An 18,971-nucleotide genomic window follows, 5' to 3' on the forward strand; every position below is an offset into this window, starting at 1 on the left:
GTATTTTCGGATAAGAAAGCGAATAATTACCAGTTAGGTAAAAAGAGAAATATTTCTTCGAGTTTACCTAAATTAAAACAAAGAGGGCTCAACTGATAGTGGCTATATGGGAAAGAATTCTTGCCGCAATTCTACAACTAAATTTTGAATGGCGCGACGTAATTGATGTTGTTATCATGACCTACGTCTTTTACCGCCTGATTTTAATTATTCGCGGTACCAGAGCTGAACAGTTAGTTAAAGGCCTGGTACTCCTATTGTTGGCCATGGTCATCAGTGACCAATCCGGTCTTGATACTCTTCACTGGACCCTCCGACAGACAATGACTGTTGGTTTGATTGCTATTCCTATCGTATTCCAACCGGAACTCCGCAGGGCACTTGAACAATTGGGCAGGGGTAAAATTTTTAAATCCACTTATTTCAACTGGAATACTCAGGATTTCGAAAAGATGCTCGATGAACTGATCAAGGCTATTCCGGTTCTGGTTAAAAAAAGAATTGGCGCCCTGATTGTTATGGAACGTTCGACCGGATTGAAAGACTGGGTGGAAACCGGTATACCGGTAGAAGGTGTAGTAACTGCTGAATTACTGATCAACATCTTCTTTCCCCGGAGTCCTCTTCATGACGGGGCCGTAATAATCCAGGGGAACCAGATAGTTGCGGCGGGGTGTTACCTGCCTTTAACGGAAGATCCCAATCTTGGCAAGGAGTTGGGAACCAGGCACAGGGCGGGAATCGGTATCACTGAACAGTCTGATGCCCTGGCCATTATTATTTCTGAAGAAACCGGAATAATCTCTGTTGCTCATGATGGTGTTCTTACCCGTTACCTGGACGAGAAAAAACTTCGAACGATGTTAACGGAGTTATGCTCACCAGAACGCGGTGAAGGGTTCAATCTATGGTCACGAAAGGGTAATAAATAACTATGGAAAGGTTTTTACGAAGTAACAACTTTGCCAGGATTCTGGCTCTTTTCCTGGCCATCATCCTCTGGCTTTTTGTGACAGGTGACAAAATTACCCGCAGCACTCCGTCCCTTAAAGTATGGCAGGATGTGCCCCTGAGGGTAGAAAATTTAAACCAGGATTACGTAATTACCGATATACCCTCAGCGGTTAATATTACACTGGAAGGTCTGCCCGAGGCTTTTGAAGATCTGCCGGTACAGGAACTTGATGCGTACGTTGATCTTGCCGGGAAAGAACCGGGCAATCACCTGGTGAGAGTGCAGGGGCGCCCACCACGTGGCCTTAACCTGGTCCTGCTGGAACCGGAACAGGTTCGGGTGACAATTGAAGAATTCTTTTCAGAGGATTTTGAAATTGAAGTAGAGCTTAGCGGCGAACCGGCAGAGGGCTGGAGATTTGTTCAGTATACAATTGATCCGGGAGAAGTTTTAGTTGGCGCTCCGGAATCCATATTTGAAAGAATCGATAAGATTATTCTCAGGATTGATATTACCGACATGCGTTCAATAGAAAGGTTCGATCTAGTACCGATTGCCCTCGACGAAGACGGCAACCCGGTTCACGGACTGATAATAGATCCTTTTGTAATATCGGTTCGTGTTGAACTGGAAAGGATCCCGGAACCTGTAGTTGAAGAAAATGATATTATTGAGTAACAAACTGTAATAAAGTATAAACAATACTAGTATATACTCCAGGGAGGTATGTTATTGGGAGAGCTATTTGGAACAGACGGAATCAGAGGAGTAGCCAATCGCGATTTGACACCGGAGTTAGCCTTTAAAATTGGAAGAATAGCAGCCTGGATTTTAGGCCGTGAACATAAAAACCCCATATTTGTCATCGGACGTGACACCCGCCTTTCCGGCCCCATGCTCGAGGGAGCGCTGACAGCCGGAATAGCCTCGGCTGGCGGTGGAGTTCATTTACTGGGTATCGTTTCAACGCCGGCGGTGGCATACCTGACAAAAAGGCTTAATGCCTCGGCTGGTGTAGTTATTTCCGCATCTCATAACCCCATAGAAGATAATGGTTTAAAAATTTTCAATGGCAGTGGCTATAAACTGCCTGATGCCCTGGAAGATGAAATTGAAAGAATTTATTTCCTGGGAAATGATGAGCTTCCCCGGCCAGTTGGTAATGCACTCGGTCAGGCCTTGAGCGATGGTGAAGCGGTTGAACTTTATCTTAACCATCTAAAAGAAAGCAGTGTACCACTTGAGGAAATCCGTTTGGTAATCGACTGTGCTCACGGTGCTGTCTGCAGAATTGCCGGCGAACTCTTCACATCACTTGGAGCAAAAGTGAAAATGCTCCATGATCAACCGGATGGCAGCAGAATAAATATAAAGTGTGGAGCAACCGATACTGCTGATCTCCGTCAGGCTGTAATTAGCAGCGGTGCTAATCTTGGTCTTGCTTTTGACGGTGATGCTGATCGATTGATTGCTGTTGACGAAAAAGGTCGGGAAGTAGATGGGGATGCAATCATGTCGATTTGTGCCATTGATCTGCTCGCCAGGGGATTACTGAACAACAAGATGCTGGTTACAACCGTTATGAGTAACGGTGGGCTGGAAATTCTCGCAGAAAGATATGGTTTCAATGTAATCCGCACTTCCGTGGGAGATCGTTACGTCCTTGAAAAAATGATTGAGGGCAACTTTAATCTTGGAGGAGAACAGTCGGGTCATATCATTTTCGCTGATTTTGCCACGACAGGAGATGGTCTGCTGACAGCACTACAGCTTTTGAAAGTGGTGCAATCCAGTCAGAAAACGTTATCTGAACTTGCTGCCTGTCTCGAACGTTTGCCCCAGGTCCTGGTCAACCAGAAGGTTGGCACAAAGGACGGCTGGGGGGAGAACAGGAAAATAAGGGAAGCAATAAAGAACGTAGAAGAGAAACTTGGCAAGCATGGACGTGTCCTGGTCCGTCCATCAGGAACAGAACCGAAAATCAGGATTATGCTGGAAGCACCGCTGCCGGAAGATAAACTGAGAGATTTTGCGGAATCGGTCGCTCAAGTTATTGCCCGGGAGCAGTCTTAACAGGCCCCTTTCTGCTGCAGGAAATTTGACAGATTATACAAGAGGCAATATATTAATGGGGGCATAATCTGCCCCCATTCAGGTTACAATAGTTAATGAAATATATATCACAGCGTAAATACTGGGGGTTTTACCATGTGTGGCATTATCGGTTATACAGGGAGTAAATTCGTAAGCCCTATAATTATTGCAGGTTTAAAACAGCTTGAATATCGTGGTTATGATTCAGCCGGAATAGCATTCCAGGAGAATGGCAAACATTTTATTGCCAAGACAGCCGGTTCAGTCGCAGATCTGGAAAATAAAATTGGCGACCACTTTCAGAAAGTTACGGTCGGGATCGGACATACCCGTTGGGCAACGCATGGCCGCCCTACTGATGAAAATGCACACCCGCACTGCGATTGTTCTGATGAAATTGCCATAATTCATAACGGTATTATTGAAAATTACCGGCCGATCCGCCAGCACTTGATTGAAGAAAGAGGCCATAAATTTCGTTCGGAGACTGATACAGAAGTTATAGCTCATCTAATTGAAGAATATTATGATGGCGATTTACTTGAAGCTGTTCGCCGGGCCATGGCTGATCTTAAAGGTTCATATGGCCTGGTAGTTACTTCATGCCGGGAGCCGGGGCGAATTGTCTGCGCCCGACAGGATAGCCCTCTGGTTATCGGACTTGGTGATGGCGAAAACTTTGTTGCCTCAGATATACCCGCTTTTTTAGCGCATACCCGCCGGGCAAAAGTCCTGGAAGACGGTGAATTTGCCTCGTTAACTGCTGAAAAGGTAGATATATATGATGCTGAAGGTCAGCTGGTCGAACGTGAAGTCTTTGAAGTGACCTGGGACATTGAAGCAGCAGAAAAAGGCGGCTATGATCATTTCATGCTAAAAGAGATAATGGAGCAGCCGGGAGCAGTTCGCGAAACCATGCGACAGCGAATCGATTCTTCGTTGAAAAAGGTAGATTTAAGTGAACTTGAATTGAGCAGAGATGAAATAGCAGCTTTAAACAAAATTTATATTATCGCCTGTGGAACAGCTTACCATGCCGGTATTCTCGGAAAATCGATTATTGAGAAGCTGGCCGGTATCTCTGTTGAAGTCGATGTTGCATCCGAATTCCGCTACCGTGAACCACTAATTGAGGAAAATCAGCTGGTGATCGTGATCAGCCAATCGGGAGAAACTGCCGATACGCTGGCTGCCCTGCGTTTGGCCCGTTCTAAAGGGGCCCAGGTCCTGGCTATTACCAACGTAGTCGGCAGCACAGTATCACGAGAAGCGGACAAACTGCTGTATACCTGGGCAGGACCGGAGATTGCAGTAGCGTCAACCAAAGCATACCTGACCCAGTTAGTAGCGCTCTATATGATCGCTATATATATGGGTGAGATTCGCGGCTCACTGTCATCAGATTTGGCCGGCGAACTTACAGCAGATCTTTTAGAACTGCCCGGGCAGATTAAAACAGTCCTCTCTGAAGAGAGCATGGAAAAACTAAAGGATTACTGCAAACACCTTGCCAGATGGGAAAGCGCTTTCTTTGTTGGCCGTGGTTTGGATTATCCCGTTGCAATGGAAGGAGCACTCAAACTAAAAGAGATCTCCTATATCCATGCTGAGGCTTACGCAGCAGGAGAACTGAAACATGGACCTCTGGCCTTAATCGTCGAGGGCATCCCGGTTATTGCCCTGGCTACCCAGAAAAAAGTACTGGACAAAGTACTAAGCAATATCCAGGAAGTGAAAGCCAGGGGAGGGGCAGTTTTTGCTATAACTCAGAAAGGTTTTGATGATGTAGTCAGGCAAGTTGATACTGGTTTTTACCTGCCGCCGATCAATGATCTTTTGGCCCCGGTATTAAGTGTAATACCGACCCAGCTGATTGCCTATTATGCTGCCGTGGCCCGCGGGAGTTCGGTGGACAAACCACGCAACCTGGCCAAAAGTGTAACCGTTGAATAAGACTAAGATGATAGCCTGGCTGCTTTTCCTGGTTTGCGGAATAATCTATATTGCAGCAGCAATACGGGATCGAGATTTGTTAATGATTGCCGGAAGCGCTTGTTTTATTGTTGCTGTGATGATTTTCCTGTTACCGGATAAGAAGTAATTACCTTTAATATCTTATAAAGGAGATCTAAATGGCGGATAATAACGGAAATGAATTCAAGACAAACTTTATTTATACGATGATCAGAGAGAATCTGGAAAAAGGTTTGCTGGAAAGTAACCAGGTGCATACCCGCTTCCCCCCCGAGCCTAACGGGTACCTGCATATAGGCCATGCCAAGGCTATTTTGCTTAACTATTTCATAGCCAAAGACTTCAATGGAAAATTTAACCTTCGTTTTGACGACACCAATCCGATTCGTGAAGAGCAGGAGTTCGTCGATTCGATTATTGAAGATATCCGCTGGTTGGGCGCAGATTGGGAAGATCGTCTCTTTTTCAGTTCTGATTACTTTGAAGTTAAATATGAATTCGCCCTGCGGCTGATCAAGGCAGGAAGAGCCTATGTATGTGATTTGAACCAGGATGAGATGAGAGAATACCGGGGTACTTTGACCGAACCGGGAAAAGAGAGTCCCTATCGCAACCGTTCAATGGAAGAAAACATTGATCTCTTTGAACGGATGAAAAATGGAGAGTTTCCCAATGGCAGCAGGGTGCTCAGGGCAAAAATCGATATGGCTTCCGGCAATCTGAATATGCGGGACCCCGTTATTTACCGGATCCTCCATGCGACACACCATAATACAGGCGACAAGTGGTGTATCTATCCTATGTATGATTTCGATCATCCTTTCTCGGATGCCCTGGAAGGAATTACCCATTCGCTCTGTTCTATCGAGTATACAGATCACCGGCCCCTGTATGATTGGATCGTCGACAATGCAGTTGAGCTCATACCTGAAGTTGTCAAGTTCAGGTCGAGGCAAACCGAATTTGCCCGACTTGATATGACTTATACCGTGATGAGCAAACGTAAACTGCGAAGGTTAGTTGAAGAAGGATATGTCGCCGGATGGGATGATCCCCGTATGCCAACTATCGCAGGTCTGCGCCGCCGGGGGGTAACTCCGGAGGCAATAGCTGATTTTCAGCAAAGAGTTGGTGTTTCCCGGGCGGATAGTAAAGTTGATATAGCACTTTTAGATCACTGCATACGGCAGGATCTTGAAACAAAAGCCCCTCGCCTCATGGCAGTAATTGAACCGCTAAAAGTAGTGATCACCAACTGGCCGGAAGGGCAGACAGAAATGGTTGAAATGGAGAATATGCCCGGTGACGACAGCGCCGGGACCAGGAAGGCCCCATTTAGCGGCGTAGTTTACATTGAATATGAAGATTTTATGGAAGATCCACCCAAAAAATTTTTCAGGCTTGCTCCAGGCAGGGAAGTTCGTTTGAAAGGCGCCTACATCATCTGCTGCGACAAGGTAATAAAAGATGCAGATGGTAATATAACAGAGCTGCACTGCAGTTATGATCCTCAAACAAAAAGCAGCCAGGACACAAGCGGCAAAAAGGTTAAGGGGGTTATTCACTGGGTATCGGCAGAACATGCAGCCAGCATAACGGTGAATCTTTATGATAGACTTTTTACCGTTGAAAACCCTGAAGAAGACGATGAAAAAGATTTTGTTGCCCACATTAATGCCCAGTCTCTGGTTGTGTGCAAGAATGTTCCTGCCGAACCTGCCACAGCCGAAGCCTTACCGGGAAGCAGGTTTCAGTTCTTAAGAAAAGGCTATTTTTACCTGGATCCCCAGGAGGCAGAGAAGGGGAAGCCTGTTTTTAATCGAATTGTCCCCCTGCGGGACAGTTGGGCTAAAATAATGAAATAGACAATCCAGTGATATCTATTCCGGTGCCAATATAAAGTTAAAAACCGGGGCATATAATTCTAATACAATTCCGCTGGGCGGTCTTTTCGGAAGCCATATTGCTCTGGACAATTATGTATGCGCCAGCTGCGGTTACGTTGAAAGCTATATAAATAATCCAAAAGATATTGAGAAAGTAAAGACCCGGTGGGGGAGAATCTGGTAAGATATTCTTCAGCGGAATGATCAGGAAATGTGCAGGTAACTGAAAAGGTGGCGGCGTTAAACTGGCATCAGTCGAACAAAAAATAATCAAAATCGACAAGCATACTTTGCAATTTGAGTTAATCAGGAAAAACGTGAAAAATATAAACCTGCGGATCCGAAAAGATGCCACAGTTATGGTATCGGCGGGGGAGCATGTCCCTGATGAAATAATAGAAAAGTTTGTACGGAGCAAAGCATCCTGGATTCTGAAACATTTAAGGCATGTCGAAGAAAGAAAATCTGTAAAAGAACTTGATAATCTGGCAAATGACCATACAGTCTATTATCTCGGCATGCCTTATAAATTGGAGGTAATTGAAACAGCAGGCAGGCAAACAGCCCTGTTCCAGGAAAATCAAATTATTCTGCTGGTTAAGGATCGGCATAACGTGGTAACCAAACGAAATACATTTAATGCCTGGTTAAAAGAAAAAGGAAAAACAGAGTTCAAGCATTCTCTGGAAAGGATCCATCCCCTGGTTGCTGCCTACGATATCAATAAGCCGAAAATTGTTATCAGAGCCATGAAGTCCAGGTGGGGCTCCTGTTCTTTTACCAATAATAAAATAACGCTCAATACTGAACTGCTAAAATATCCGGTTAAGTGTATTGATTATGTTGTATTACATGAACTGGCACATTTTAGATACAAGAAGCACGATCAGGCTTTTTATCAGTTTTTGACGAAAATAATGCCTGATTGGAAAGAACGGAAAAAGATCTTAAAAGAAATTGCCGCATATTAATAAAATATAAAAAGCAGACTGACTATATTCAAGAGGTATATTAGAGATTTGCCTAAAACACCGGGGCTTTAATTTAAGCTTACCCGGGTGTATGTTGGCGTTGGTGATTTTTTATCTGGATAATTGGTATTTGAAGCCTTTAACCAGGTTAACAATAGAATCGATCAGCAGGGCGAAGGCAACAACTATCGTTAAGCCAGTTAAAGCTGTGCCCCAGAGTGCAAATGGATCTGATTCAACCGGAATAATACCCAGACTCATCCAGAATTCAAAAAATGCATTATTCCATAATCCTTCACCACGGATGAAAATGACAAACAGCCCAAAGGATACTGCATTGAAAGCCAGGTTGGTTATAGCTAGAGTAGGAGTCCATTTTCCCGCTGCCAGTTTAAGTGATTCCTTAACAATTCCCAAAGCTACCATAATATTAAGTAGTGGTAGAAAAGTCCGGAAAACATCATGGCTGAACAGGGGTATTACCCTGGTAATGCCTTCATCCCCAAAAATATAAATACCAATCAGATGTTCGGCTGTATTCAGGATAATTATGGCGATTACTGCAAATAATATACCCAGGATAGATTCAACTGGTTTAATTTCCGTTTCCTTCGACGGCAGTTCAGGAAGATCTGCCGGAGTCCATTTGTCATCTTTAAATTCTTTTCCGATTGCCACACCCTGATATTCTAAAACTGCAAAAACGATCGTGACCCAGGCAAAGCCCTGGAAAAAAGCTCCGATCAGGTTTCCGAAATAACGACCGATCACACTGATCAGGCTGTCAGGAGGAGTAACAATATAACCTATTGTAGTTGCCAGGGTCATACCGAATGCGATAGCGGCAATTACAATTTTAACCACTAATATATAGGTGTCAAAGTTATCTGGTCCAATCAAATACCTGCTCTTCGCCCTGTACTGATCTGCCAGTTTAACTGGATCGCCAAGTTCCATAAGAACCTGATCAACAGTTTGTGCCGTGTATTCTGGTTTGTCTGTTTTTCCGCTCAGCATATCCTCGATCAAACCTCTTAACTCTTTTTCTATATCTTTACGCTGGTTTTCGGGCAGTCTCCTGGTAACTGCATAAATGTATCTGTCTATCTTTTCCATTACTAATCCACCTCTTCGGGATTGATAAGATTATGCATACTCATATTTATTAATTGCCATTCCTCTGTTAACTTTTTGTATATCTCATTTCCTTTTCTGCTCAGTTTGTAAAACTTTCGAGGTCGGTTTTCACTGGTATCCCAGCTGCTTTCCAGTAATCCCTGTTTTTCCAGCCGCCTTAGCAGAGGGTAGAGTGTTCCCGGTTCAACGGGAAAACCTTTTTGCTCAAGGATTTGGACCAGTGAGTAGCCGTACTGGGGGTCTGAAAGCTGGCTTAGGACAGCCAGAATCACTGCACCCCTGCGCAGTTCCATTAAAAAGCTGCTGATTAACTCTTCTATTTTCTCCATATGTAATCACCCGGTTAGATTATACTGTGTGCTATACACTATTGTCAATAGTATATTAAAAATTAATTTATAATAATGGGGGCTAAAGTGTTTGTTATTATTTCTACCGGTTCTCATCTTCAATTTCAATATTGATACCAGGCTGTGTGGGAAAACCATTGAGGGGGCCGATGTTTATCTGGTCTCTCGGGCAGGTGAGTTCTGTTTGTAGGTAAGCTGTCAACAATGAAGCAACTGCATTCAGTGAATTTATGTGAACCCGTTCATATCCGTGGGATGCGTCAACACCGAAACCGACCAACGCTGTGCGCAGATCATTACCTGCCGCGAGAGCTGATGCGCTGTCACTGCTGTAATATTTAAATACTTCCCGGCTGTGTATAATTTTATATTCCCTGCATAAACTGATCAGTCGATGGCTTAAATGATAATCAAAAGGTCCGGCGGAATCCATCATGCAGATCGTTGCACCCATCTCTGATGAATTCTGTCCTTCAGCAACGGTAGCATTGTCTACGGTAACCATTTCCGCCACTTTCTCCTGCAGACCGGTTGAAGCCCCTACACCAACTTCCTCTGCGATCGTAAACAGCAGCTTGCAGGTGACAGGAAGATGAGCATTATTTTCCCAGAGTGCTTTCGCTGTTCCCAGAACTAATGCTACTCCAGCCTTGTTATCCAGATGTCGGGCGTTTATATAGCCACTTTCACTTGTTTCAGGGGAAGCATCAACAGCGATATAATCACCCACATTGACGCCCATTTTGTTGAGATCTGCTTCGGTTTGGCAATTTTCATCTATACGCACTTCAACGTTTTCCCAACTTATTTTCAACTGATCAATTTTTTTATCAAAAGTGTGCCCCGATGCCAGTATGGGCAGTATTGTTCCTCTGATCGTTTTTTCATCGGTAAACAAAGTAATTCTGGCTCCTTCTGCAAAACGGCTTGACCAATTTCCGATTGGAACAATTTCAATCCGACCGTTCCCTTTCAAACGTTTAACCATTGCGCCCAGTGTATCAAGGTGTGTGACAACAGCCCTGCTCGGGTTATCCTGACCACCCGGGAGAACAGCTCTGATTGCGCCCCTTCTGGTAAGCTGAAAGTTTATTCCCAGGCGGGATAGCTCTTCACCGACAAAATGGACTATCTGATCAGTATAGCCGGTTGGGCTGGGAATATTCAGTAATTTTATCAATATGTCGATCATGTAGTCCATATCAACCTTGAGCGGTTTCATTATTTAAACTCCCTTCAAAAATATAAAAGCCTGCCAACTATAAGCAGGTAAGATTACTGCTCTTATATTATATTCCTTCGTGGTTGATGTAATAATTTCCTTCTTCATCTTACTTTTTCGGATCACGATCCGGGCAACATTTCAGCTGTGATATAATTAGTTCTACTGAAAGGTGGATCATATTATGAAATCAGCTGAAGGAAATATTGGTAGAATCTTTATGATCAGGCTTGAAGATGGAGATATCATACCAGACTGCCTTGAAGATTTTGCATCAAAAAACAACATTAAAACCGGAATGGTTACATTGATCGGAGGAATGGGTAAGGGAAATATTGTTACCGGACCACGGGATGGCAAACAGGTGCCCCCTGAACCGATAATTACACCCCTGGAGGGTGTTCATGAAGTATTAGCGTCAGGAATTATAGCTCCGGATGGATCAGGCAAACCTGTCCTGCATATACACGGTGCATTGGGTAGGGATGGCAGGATGCTCGGAGGCTGCTTACGCCCGGGTCTATCTACCTGGCTGGTCGGGGAAGTGATCGTAACCGAAATCCTGGGCTTAAGCAGCAAGCGTCTACCCGATGCAAAAAGTGGTTTTTCCTTACTCGAGCCTTAAAATACTTTCTTTGAAACAAACTACTGAACATCCCTTTTTTTAAGCTGATTGATTTCTGCTTCCAATTCATATACTTCTTTTTTCAGCGTATTCAGTTGGGTCAATGCTGCGATAGCAAAAACAAATGCGATCGGAGCCAGCAAACCAACAAATTCCATTATTATCACCACCTATTTATTTATTCTCTGCGGAAAGTTTTAGAATTTTAAAACTGGCGTTTTAGTTCTCTGTATTAGACAACTGAATTAAACTTCTATATCCCTGTATCTTCGTGGAGCTATACGAACTAATAGTTTATAGAAAAGGAAGCCCAGAAGAAGCGCACTGCCCATGGTAGCCGGGTACAATAACACTTCACTGCTGCTTAACTGATATGTTATCCATCCGACAGCAAAGATAATTGCGTAGATAATGCCTCCGGCTGCCATCCCCAGGAGCACATTTACATTTTGTTTGATCGCTTTCTGGGGGTTATCCCAGTTGAGGTACGGCCGCAGCAGATCGATGAAGAGGTTGGCGATTATTGCCGGAAAGCTGAATATCAAGCCGGCGATAATTGCCAGTATTAATTGATAAATGCTGAGCGGTAGAAAAACCAGGCTGACAATTACAACGAGCGGAACTGTCAGAAATGTGATCAGGTAGCAGTATAATAACTTACCCCATATTTGTTTGCCGGCCGATACAGGAATAGCCTGTGAAATCCAGAAAAGTTTTCCTTCCCTCGAAAAAGAGCTTGAGGAAGCCGGCGCAAATATAGCCATTATGGCAATAAATCCTGAAATAAACCCAATCTGGGCAAATAGAGGAATTTCATTTCTTAATGTAGCAATAATATCGGTAATAGCTCCTTCGCTGATCAGTGGAATGACCAAAAAGACGGGAACAATAATTAAGATCACCAGGGAGTTGAATAGATAGACCGGGGTTCGCAGCAGGTATTTGATCTCCCTCATGGCTATCGCCCGGGAAGGAGAAGCAACAGCAGTGATCTTCCTGGTAAACCTATCTTCTGAAATAACTTTACCCCTGCTTATCTCGGTTCCACCGATCAGACCACGGTAAAAAAGCTTCTGTCCAACCAGGTATACAAAAATTAGTCCGGTCAGGTTAACTCCAATAAAGTAAATAAAGTTCAACAATGAGATCACTCCGCCAACGGCAAGAGCGCGCGTTGCCAGGATGGCAGGAGGATAGAGGCGGGTTATATAGCTGAGGATGCCTTCATTTCTCTGAAGCAGATCCTCAATATAGGCTATTTCTTCACCATCAGGAATTCCAGTCAGAAAATAGTTCAAGGCGAAGACTAGAAGCAGTAAAACAACCATACCGATTATCCGGAATGTATCACGTCTTTTACTCAGGTTTGTCAGGCTCATCAGCAAAAGAACAAATAGTGAAGCGATTCCGAGGGGGACAATCGGAACGAGAAAAAATATACCGAGGGAAATAATCCAGTAAAGAAAACCTGCATTTGTGCCGATACCGAAAACCCATATGGCTGGGAGCATAAATGGAGCGATTGTTATATATTCATAGGATATAATTACTGCAAATTTTGATCCTAGAATAGCCCCCGGCTGGAGAGGAAGGGGGACCAGCAGAGTAAGATCGTGTGAGAAGAAAAAGACAGACATGACATATGTGAGACCGAAAAAGAATACAAGCATGGAAGATATCATCAAGCCAGTGGCGAGGATAACTTCAGGCTGTCCCAATCTGACGGTAACATTAAAGGCACTTTGCAGCATTGTATAGTAGAGAACAATCAGGGGGCCAAGGCTGACAATAACAATTAAGGCCAGACCAATTGACCCGAAAAATTTTTTCTTGTTGTTTTTTAGATTCCAGTGTAGTGTTGAAAGACCAAAACTGATTCTTAACTGTACTTTTATCAGATCGATTAACTTCATTTTTCAGTCAGCTCCAGGAAAATATTTTCAAGGGTTTCGCGGTTGGCGGCCATATTCTTAAGTTCGTCCATGGTGCCGCAGGCAATTAATTTCCCATGATTGATGATCCCGATCCTATCACATAATCTTTCGGCAACTTCGAGAATATGCGTGGAAAAGAATACTGTTTTACCTTTCTCGCAGTGCTCTCTCATGTAGTTTTTAAGATTATTTGAAGAGCGGGGATCGAGGCCAACCATCGGTTCATCAAGAATAAACACCTCAGGTTCATGCAGCATGGCTCCAACCAGGACTATTTTCTGACGCATGCCATGAGAGTAAGACTGGATCAGATCTCCCACCGAATCGCTAAGTGAAAATAGATCAAGCAGGTAGGGTATTCTTTTAAGGCGATCTTCTGCCGGTACCTCATAGACATCACCCATAAAATTCAGATATTCGATACCGGTAAGCTTTTCATAAACTTCAGGACTGTCAGGAACAAAACTGATTATTTTTTTAACTTCTAAGGGTTCATTATTAATACTTTTACCGTTGATCGTAACTTCCCCGTTTTCCGGTTTCAGCAAACCAACCATCATCTTAATCGTTGTTGTTTTGCCAGCCCCGTTTGGTCCAAGAAACCCGAATATCTCACCGTGCTCAATATTAAGATTTAAGTCATCTACTGCTTTTACTGTACCCCTGTTGTAGCTTTTCGAGAGATTCATGATTTCAATCAACTTTTTTCCTCCTCACCAAAGGTTTCTTTTTTAATCCGTATCAGTGTATCGCTGAATTTATCAGGCTCGGCCATCAATCACTTCATAATATTTATTGACTAGTTCCAGGGGTGTATTACGATCTTTTACTCCTGAAATAAAATAAACTGGGATCGAGATTTTCTTTATATCCGTTAAGAGGGAAAAATCCTGTGTTTCTTCCCACATTGGTCCACTTCCCCTGGTCGCCCCCTGCAGCCAGGCAAGATAATCTTTTAGCTTATATTCAGGTGATTTCAGAGCAATCCAGTTCGGCAATGATATCGCCCAGATCATTTTTGATCGATCTGGTTTTTCCCGAAGACAATTCTTTGTATGCTAATAAAATAATAGAAATCAGAAGTAAAAAAATGAATAATCTCAATAAAAATTTCAAATCTACGCACTTCCTGTTTTCTTATTGACCATTTGTGCCTACAGATGTCAAAGCATTTTCAATTGCCTTAAGTATTATCTTACTGCTGGATGTTACCCCACTGATCAGATCAACCTGCAGAGACTGGGCTTCAATTACCCGCTGGGGTAATACTTCTGCTTCCTCACCCCGGCCATGCCTGTGCTCAAGCAGAATATTAGTTATCCGGTGTTCTTTAACAGTTACTTCAACTGCGGCGCCTACCCAAACCGACTCAGCTGATCCGGTATATATACCGTCCTCTATTTGGCTTAAATCTACTTCTCCGATAGTTATCTCCTCAATGGTTTCCCTGTATTTTGCCAGATCAGAAAGATACTTTCCGCCGATTGCTCCGCCGACTACCAACGCTGCAGCAATCACTATAAATAAAATCTTAACTCTTTTTTTCAACTCATTCCGTCCTTTCAATCCATTTAAATGTGAACAAATAAACTCATAAGCCAATTTTAACAGATAAGCTCAAGTAATTGTGTGCATTCCTGAACTCTAATTTTTATGATCAGTAAACAAGAAAAGTAACCACAAGGATTACCAGTCCGATGACCGAAACCCCGATATCGATCAATACTATTTTTCTGCCTTTTTCCTTTCTAAGCATCCCGGCAACGGCTTTCTGGAAACGATCGTAGTCAAAAATAAAGGTCAGCGCCTTAATAGCAGTCAGCGAGAATAGCACAGTGATATAAATGGAATGGGGGATATTTAATGTAAAATGCAGGTACCAGGTCAGGGCTACCAGGGCTAGACCAATTAATGCGATCGGGATAATCCATGGCGGACGTTTCTCTGAGTAGAATTTCTCCAGGAACTGGTTTTCGTCCCAGGGCAAGAGATGCATATAAACCGGTTTTAAAAGTGCAGCCAACCCGAAGATTATTCCCAGAAGTTTAAAATAGTTCATTGTAAGCCCTCCTTACTTGATATTTTCTGAAGCCCGTTCCTCAGGAATTGAACCAGGTAATCAATTTCCTGCCAGATTGCTTCGTTATCTTTTTTCATCAATTCCCTGTAGTCGGGAAATATTTCTGTGAAACGCATCAACGTGTCAAGGGGACGGTTCTCTTGACACGTTATTCTTGAGGGATAATTTTTCTGACACGCGAAAACAGTTAAAAAGTGTGTCAAGAGAACCGTCCCCTTGACACGCGTCCCCGTGACACGTTTTAAGGCAGGGCGGCAATAGCCTCAACTTCAACCAGGTACTCTGGAAGGTAAAGTTCGGGAACAACAATAAAGGTGCAGGCCGGATAACGATCTTTTAGAAAGTGGTCTCTGGCTTTCGCTGCTCCCGCCTTACTTTCTGATCCCACCGCAATGATAGTCAATTTAATCAGATCATCTAGTGTTGCCCCTTCCGAAGCCAGGCAGGCTTCAATATTTCTAAAAACTTGCATGGCCTGACTCTCAGCATCCTTATCAATACTGCCATCAGGTTTAAAACCAACCTGCCCCGATAAAAAAATCATATTGTTATAACGAACAACATGGGTATAAGGACCGGGGGGGTGGATGGTACAAGGGTTACTTTTCTTAAGGTGATTACTCAATTTGAAATCCTCCTTTGGAAGCTAGTAGTCTAATAAACAGGTAATTTTGGATATCTATTTCGCGAGTAAACCCGTGATCACCTGTTAAACCTGCAATTATTAATAACCGCCGCAGCCATTGCTTGACCGGTTTTGGTGGTCATGATATAACGCTAGCAGGTGTAACATTTTCGAGAAGGATGTGTCTGATTTGGCGATAGCCTGGTTGCAGTTCTTCGCAGGGGCGATCCTGATTGTAATCGCCGGTGTAACCCTGACCAAGAGCGCCGACACGCTTGGAAGAGCTTTAGGTTTAACTACCGGCTGGGCAGGAGTAATAATTTTACCCTTTGCCACATCGCTTCCCGAGCTGGTCAGCAGCGTGCGGGCAGCTTTGATCCTGGCTCCCGATCTTGCTGTGGGCAACCTTTTCGGGAGCAACCTTTTTAACATAGCGATCATTGCTATAGTTGATCTGATGCAGGGCAAAGGTTCTCTGTTTATCCGTTTAAAAGATGGTCACGCAATGTCTGCTTCTATCAGCGTTATACTGATATCAATCGCCGGACTTGGGCTGCTATTACCTTTCCCCACACTTTGGGGAACTCAGATCGGCTTCGATACTGTTCTTCTGTTGGGCAGTTACCTGCTTGCAGCCAGAATAATTACAGTTTACGAGAAAAAAGGGATGACCCTTGCTGATCTGGACCCTCGGAGGAGAAAAGAGAAGGAAGAGAAGGAGCATGAAGAAGCTATATCAAGGGGGAAGACAAAGAAAGCGATTCTCAGTTTTGTCCTGGGAGCAGCCGTCATTCTCGTTGCCGGTACATACTTAACAGATGCTTCAGATGTTATAGCATTGGAAACTGGCCTTGGCAGGACTTTTGTAGGCTCAATCTTTTTGGCTATCGCCACCAGTTTGCCCGAAGTGGTTACCACATCAACCGCAGCCCGGTTGGGGAAACTGGATATGGCAGTTGGTAACGTGTTCGGGGCAAATATGTATAATATGTTCATCCTGGCCATAGTTGACCTGGTTTATCTGCCGGGTCCGATTCTTAAGGCCAGCTCACAGGGACATTTGTTAACATTACTGATGTGTACGATCTTAACTGCATTAGCGATCACCGGGCTGGTTAACCGTTCTAAGAGGGCGATAGGTTACCTTGGTATCGATTCTCTGGTAATTGTTGTAGTATATTTATCAGCAGTGGCAGCCCTGTTTTTTGTACGGTTATAAGGTTAATTTCGATAGATTTCGGGAGGAATCCTAATGGATGAAATTACAAAGAAAATGCCGCATACCCGGGATGTACCTCCAGGTGTGTTGGTCCATATCGGCAAATTAAAGAGCAATAAAACAATTGTTACTATCTGTGGGTATAGTGAAGATATCTATTGGGAAAAGAAAACTGAAGATGTTGAAGAATGCAGTTCTATTCTAAGAAATGAGCCTCCCATGCTCTGGGTAAACGTTGATGGCTTGGCCAACCTGGATATGCTGCGTGCAATCGGAGATTCTTTTAAGCTGCATCAACTCACCATTGAGGATGTTCTAAATACTGAACAACGACCTCGACAGGGAGCTTACGATAGCTACACTCATATAGTAATGAAAGCCCTTGAACATAACCCTAACGATTACTCGATTGAAGAAGAACAGGTAAGCTTGGTTATTGGAAATAATTTTGTTGTTTCTTTTAGTGAACGAGAGTCGGATAACTATGCATTAATACGCAAAAGGATTGAAAGTGGGAAGGGGGGAGTCCGCAGCAGGGGTTCTGACTATCTGGGCTATTTACTAATGGATATTGTTGTAGACAATTATTTTTCAGTTCTTGAAAAAGGCGGCGAACGTATTGAAATTTTGGAAGAAGAACTATTAGAAAAACCGGATGAAAAAACACTCCATTCGGTTCACAGCCTAAAACGGGAAATGCTTGGTATGCGTCAAATGGTATGGCCACTCCGGGAAGCCTTAGTGGGACTTGAACAATCGGATTCAATATTTGTTCATACTGATACAGCTTTACATCTCAGGGATCTTTATTTTCATGTTGTTCAAATAATAGATACAATTGAGGTCCACCGTGAGATGCTGTCAGGGATGATTGAAATCTACCTTTCCAGCGTTAATAATAAATTGAATGAAGTGATGAAACTCCTCACCATGTTTGCAGCCATATTCATACCGTTAACTCTTATTTCAGGTATCTATGGCATGAATTTTTTATATATGCCCGAGCTCAAATGGTATTATGGTTATCCCTTTGCTCTGGGGCTAATGTTATTAGTGGTTGCAGTTATGCTGTTCTATTTCAGGCGGAAAAAATGGCTGTAACCTACAATTTTCTCCAAAATTATCAAAAAGGTGTGTTAGAACAGTTGGGCTGGCTAAATGAAGAAGTAGAAGTTATTGAAAGAATAAACGGACGAGCCGGAGAACTGCAGCTTCAGCGCCGGGGAGATGAATTCGAAGTCATCTATAACGGGGTTTTCCTGATGGCAACCTATAACGGCTTGTCTGAAAAAGCTGCGGTCAGTGACGCTCTAAAAATAATTACAAACAACCATGCAGAGCCGATCAGAGTATTGATGGGAGGCCTGGGTGTAGGTTATAGCCTGCAGGAGGCACTAAGTTGGGAACAGGTTGAAAAAGTTGTTGTAGCTGAAATTGAACCTGCAGTGATTAGATGGAGCCGGGATATCTTTGGGAGATATAACAACCATGCTCTTGAAGATATCCGTTGTGAGATGTTCTGTGGTGATTTTCGTGAATTCCTGGAAAATGAGCAGACGTTGAATCCAGATGATCCATTCGGAAGATGGGATTTGATCATGGTTGATACTGACAATGGAAACAGCTGGCTTAGCCTACCCGGGAACGCATTTTTCTATGGGCCTGACGGCCTGGATTTGATGAGAAGCTGCCTTGTCCCTGGCGGCATTACCTGTTTTTGGTGTTCAAGGCGTGAAGAAACATTTGAAAGCGTTTTGGGTGAAAAATTTTCTGAGATTTCATTTCACCGGGTAATGGAGAAAACAGGACAGGAAGGCTGTTACTACATGGCTTTCAAAACTGCCATAAACAACCGGTAGAAGACATTAACCTCACCAGCAAGTATTAATAAGGTTGACA

General features: G+C 43.5%; 22 protein-coding genes. 11 read left to right on the forward strand and 11 right to left on the reverse strand.

Annotated features, from left to right (window positions below; translation table 11 throughout):
- Nucleotides 1-98 precede the first annotated feature (98 nt).
- The 7 genes from cdaA (at nucleotide 99) to SCJ97_06345 (ending at nucleotide 7,880) form a co-directional block, all read left to right on the forward strand.
- Complete coding sequence (gene cdaA, locus SCJ97_06315) at nucleotides 99-932, forward strand: diadenylate cyclase CdaA (GenBank protein ID MDW7739655.1); 834 nt, start codon at nucleotides 99-101, stop codon at nucleotides 930-932.
- 2 nt (nucleotides 933-934) lie between these two features.
- A complete protein-coding gene (locus SCJ97_06320) occupies nucleotides 935-1,633 on the forward strand; it encodes a CdaR family protein (GenBank protein MDW7739656.1) in 699 nt (232 codons plus the stop codon).
- Nucleotides 1,634-1,681: 48 nt separating this feature from the next.
- Nucleotides 1,682-3,028 carry a phosphoglucosamine mutase gene (gene glmM, locus SCJ97_06325; GenBank protein MDW7739657.1) on the forward strand — a complete coding sequence of 449 codons (1,347 nt, stop codon included), beginning with the start codon at nucleotides 1,682-1,684 and terminating at the stop codon, nucleotides 3,026-3,028.
- Between the two features lie 135 nt (nucleotides 3,029-3,163).
- Nucleotides 3,164-5,002: a glutamine--fructose-6-phosphate transaminase (isomerizing) gene (gene glmS / locus SCJ97_06330; protein ID MDW7739658.1), complete on the forward strand. Its 1,839-nt coding sequence runs from the start codon at nucleotides 3,164-3,166 to the stop codon at nucleotides 5,000-5,002.
- Nucleotides 4,995-5,150, forward strand: a complete 156-nt coding sequence (locus SCJ97_06335) for a hypothetical protein (protein MDW7739659.1) — start codon at nucleotides 4,995-4,997, stop codon at nucleotides 5,148-5,150. The genes glmS and SCJ97_06335 overlap by 8 nt, the downstream gene beginning before the upstream one ends.
- 31 nt (nucleotides 5,151-5,181) lie before the next feature.
- Nucleotides 5,182-6,888 (forward strand): glutamine--tRNA ligase/YqeY domain fusion protein, encoded by a 1,707-nt coding sequence (locus SCJ97_06340; protein ID MDW7739660.1) that lies wholly within the window; start codon nucleotides 5,182-5,184, stop codon nucleotides 6,886-6,888.
- Nucleotides 6,889-7,226: 338 nt separating this feature from the next.
- Nucleotides 7,227-7,880: a SprT family zinc-dependent metalloprotease gene (locus tag SCJ97_06345; GenBank protein ID MDW7739661.1), complete on the forward strand. Its 654-nt coding sequence runs from the start codon at nucleotides 7,227-7,229 to the stop codon at nucleotides 7,878-7,880.
- A 111-nt stretch (nucleotides 7,881-7,991) separates the two neighbouring features.
- Here the strand turns inward: SCJ97_06345 and SCJ97_06350 are convergent, their stop codons facing one another.
- From SCJ97_06350 to SCJ97_06360, 3 genes are all read right to left on the reverse strand, one after another.
- Entirely contained in the window at nucleotides 7,992-8,996 is a 1,005-nt protein-coding gene (locus SCJ97_06350; GenBank protein MDW7739662.1) for a hypothetical protein, read from the reverse strand.
- A gap of 2 nt (nucleotides 8,997-8,998) precedes the next feature.
- A complete protein-coding gene (locus SCJ97_06355) occupies nucleotides 8,999-9,346 on the reverse strand; it encodes a helix-turn-helix transcriptional regulator (protein ID MDW7739663.1) in 348 nt (115 codons plus the stop codon).
- A gap of 103 nt (nucleotides 9,347-9,449) precedes the next feature.
- Nucleotides 9,450-10,589, reverse strand: coding sequence for an osmoprotectant NAGGN system M42 family peptidase (locus SCJ97_06360; GenBank protein ID MDW7739664.1), 1,140 nt, complete (start codon nucleotides 10,587-10,589; stop codon nucleotides 9,450-9,452).
- 184 nt (nucleotides 10,590-10,773) lie between these two features.
- On the opposite strand from SCJ97_06360, the gene SCJ97_06365 reads away from it, so the two are divergent.
- Nucleotides 10,774-11,214: a DNA-binding protein gene (locus SCJ97_06365; protein MDW7739665.1), complete on the forward strand. Its 441-nt coding sequence runs from the start codon at nucleotides 10,774-10,776 to the stop codon at nucleotides 11,212-11,214.
- Between the two features lie 20 nt (nucleotides 11,215-11,234).
- Here the strand turns inward: SCJ97_06365 and SCJ97_06370 are convergent, their stop codons facing one another.
- The 8 genes from SCJ97_06370 to SCJ97_06405 all read right to left on the reverse strand — a co-directional run bounded on the left by SCJ97_06370 (nucleotide 11,235) and on the right by SCJ97_06405 (nucleotide 15,853).
- Nucleotides 11,235-11,372: a hypothetical protein gene (locus SCJ97_06370; GenBank protein MDW7739666.1), complete on the reverse strand. Its 138-nt coding sequence runs from the start codon at nucleotides 11,370-11,372 to the stop codon at nucleotides 11,235-11,237.
- A gap of 87 nt (nucleotides 11,373-11,459) precedes the next feature.
- Nucleotides 11,460-13,127: a hypothetical protein gene (locus tag SCJ97_06375; protein ID MDW7739667.1), complete on the reverse strand. Its 1,668-nt coding sequence runs from the start codon at nucleotides 13,125-13,127 to the stop codon at nucleotides 11,460-11,462.
- A complete protein-coding gene (locus tag SCJ97_06380) occupies nucleotides 13,124-13,849 on the reverse strand; it encodes an ABC transporter ATP-binding protein (protein ID MDW7739668.1) in 726 nt (241 codons plus the stop codon). Before SCJ97_06380 ends, SCJ97_06375 begins: the two co-directional genes overlap by 4 nt.
- Nucleotides 13,850-13,909: 60 nt before the next feature.
- Nucleotides 13,910-14,164 carry a hypothetical protein gene (locus SCJ97_06385; protein ID MDW7739669.1) on the reverse strand — a complete coding sequence of 85 codons (255 nt, stop codon included), beginning with the start codon at nucleotides 14,162-14,164 and terminating at the stop codon, nucleotides 13,910-13,912.
- 121 nt (nucleotides 14,165-14,285) lie between these two features.
- Nucleotides 14,286-14,696 carry an FMN-binding protein gene (locus SCJ97_06390; protein ID MDW7739670.1) on the reverse strand — a complete coding sequence of 137 codons (411 nt, stop codon included), beginning with the start codon at nucleotides 14,694-14,696 and terminating at the stop codon, nucleotides 14,286-14,288.
- Between the two features lie 109 nt (nucleotides 14,697-14,805).
- Nucleotides 14,806-15,207, reverse strand: coding sequence for a hypothetical protein (locus SCJ97_06395; protein ID MDW7739671.1), 402 nt, complete (start codon nucleotides 15,205-15,207; stop codon nucleotides 14,806-14,808).
- The gene (locus SCJ97_06400) at nucleotides 15,204-15,344 is read right to left on the reverse strand and encodes a hypothetical protein (GenBank protein MDW7739672.1); all 141 of its coding nucleotides are present in this window, start codon (nucleotides 15,342-15,344) and stop codon (nucleotides 15,204-15,206) included. The genes SCJ97_06395 and SCJ97_06400 overlap by 4 nt, the downstream gene beginning before the upstream one ends.
- 125 nt (nucleotides 15,345-15,469) lie before the next feature.
- Entirely contained in the window at nucleotides 15,470-15,853 is a 384-nt protein-coding gene (locus SCJ97_06405; GenBank protein MDW7739673.1) for a RidA family protein, read from the reverse strand.
- A 190-nt stretch (nucleotides 15,854-16,043) separates the two neighbouring features.
- On the opposite strand from SCJ97_06405, the gene SCJ97_06410 reads away from it, so the two are divergent.
- From SCJ97_06410 to SCJ97_06420, 3 genes are read left to right on the forward strand one after another with little or no spacing between them, the layout of a single operon-like run.
- Nucleotides 16,044-17,072, forward strand: coding sequence for a hypothetical protein (locus tag SCJ97_06410; GenBank protein MDW7739674.1), 1,029 nt, complete (start codon nucleotides 16,044-16,046; stop codon nucleotides 17,070-17,072).
- Between the two features lie 33 nt (nucleotides 17,073-17,105).
- Nucleotides 17,106-18,173: a magnesium/cobalt transporter CorA gene (gene corA / locus SCJ97_06415; protein MDW7739675.1), complete on the forward strand. Its 1,068-nt coding sequence runs from the start codon at nucleotides 17,106-17,108 to the stop codon at nucleotides 18,171-18,173.
- Nucleotides 18,164-18,931: a spermine/spermidine synthase gene (locus SCJ97_06420; GenBank protein MDW7739676.1), complete on the forward strand. Its 768-nt coding sequence runs from the start codon at nucleotides 18,164-18,166 to the stop codon at nucleotides 18,929-18,931. Before corA ends, SCJ97_06420 begins: the two co-directional genes overlap by 10 nt.
- Nucleotides 18,932-18,971: the final 40 nt, after the last annotated feature.

This window comes from Bacillota bacterium, assembly GCA_033549065.1.
In the GTDB taxonomy this organism is placed as follows: domain Bacteria; phylum Bacillota; class Dethiobacteria; order DTU022; family DTU022; genus JAWSUE01.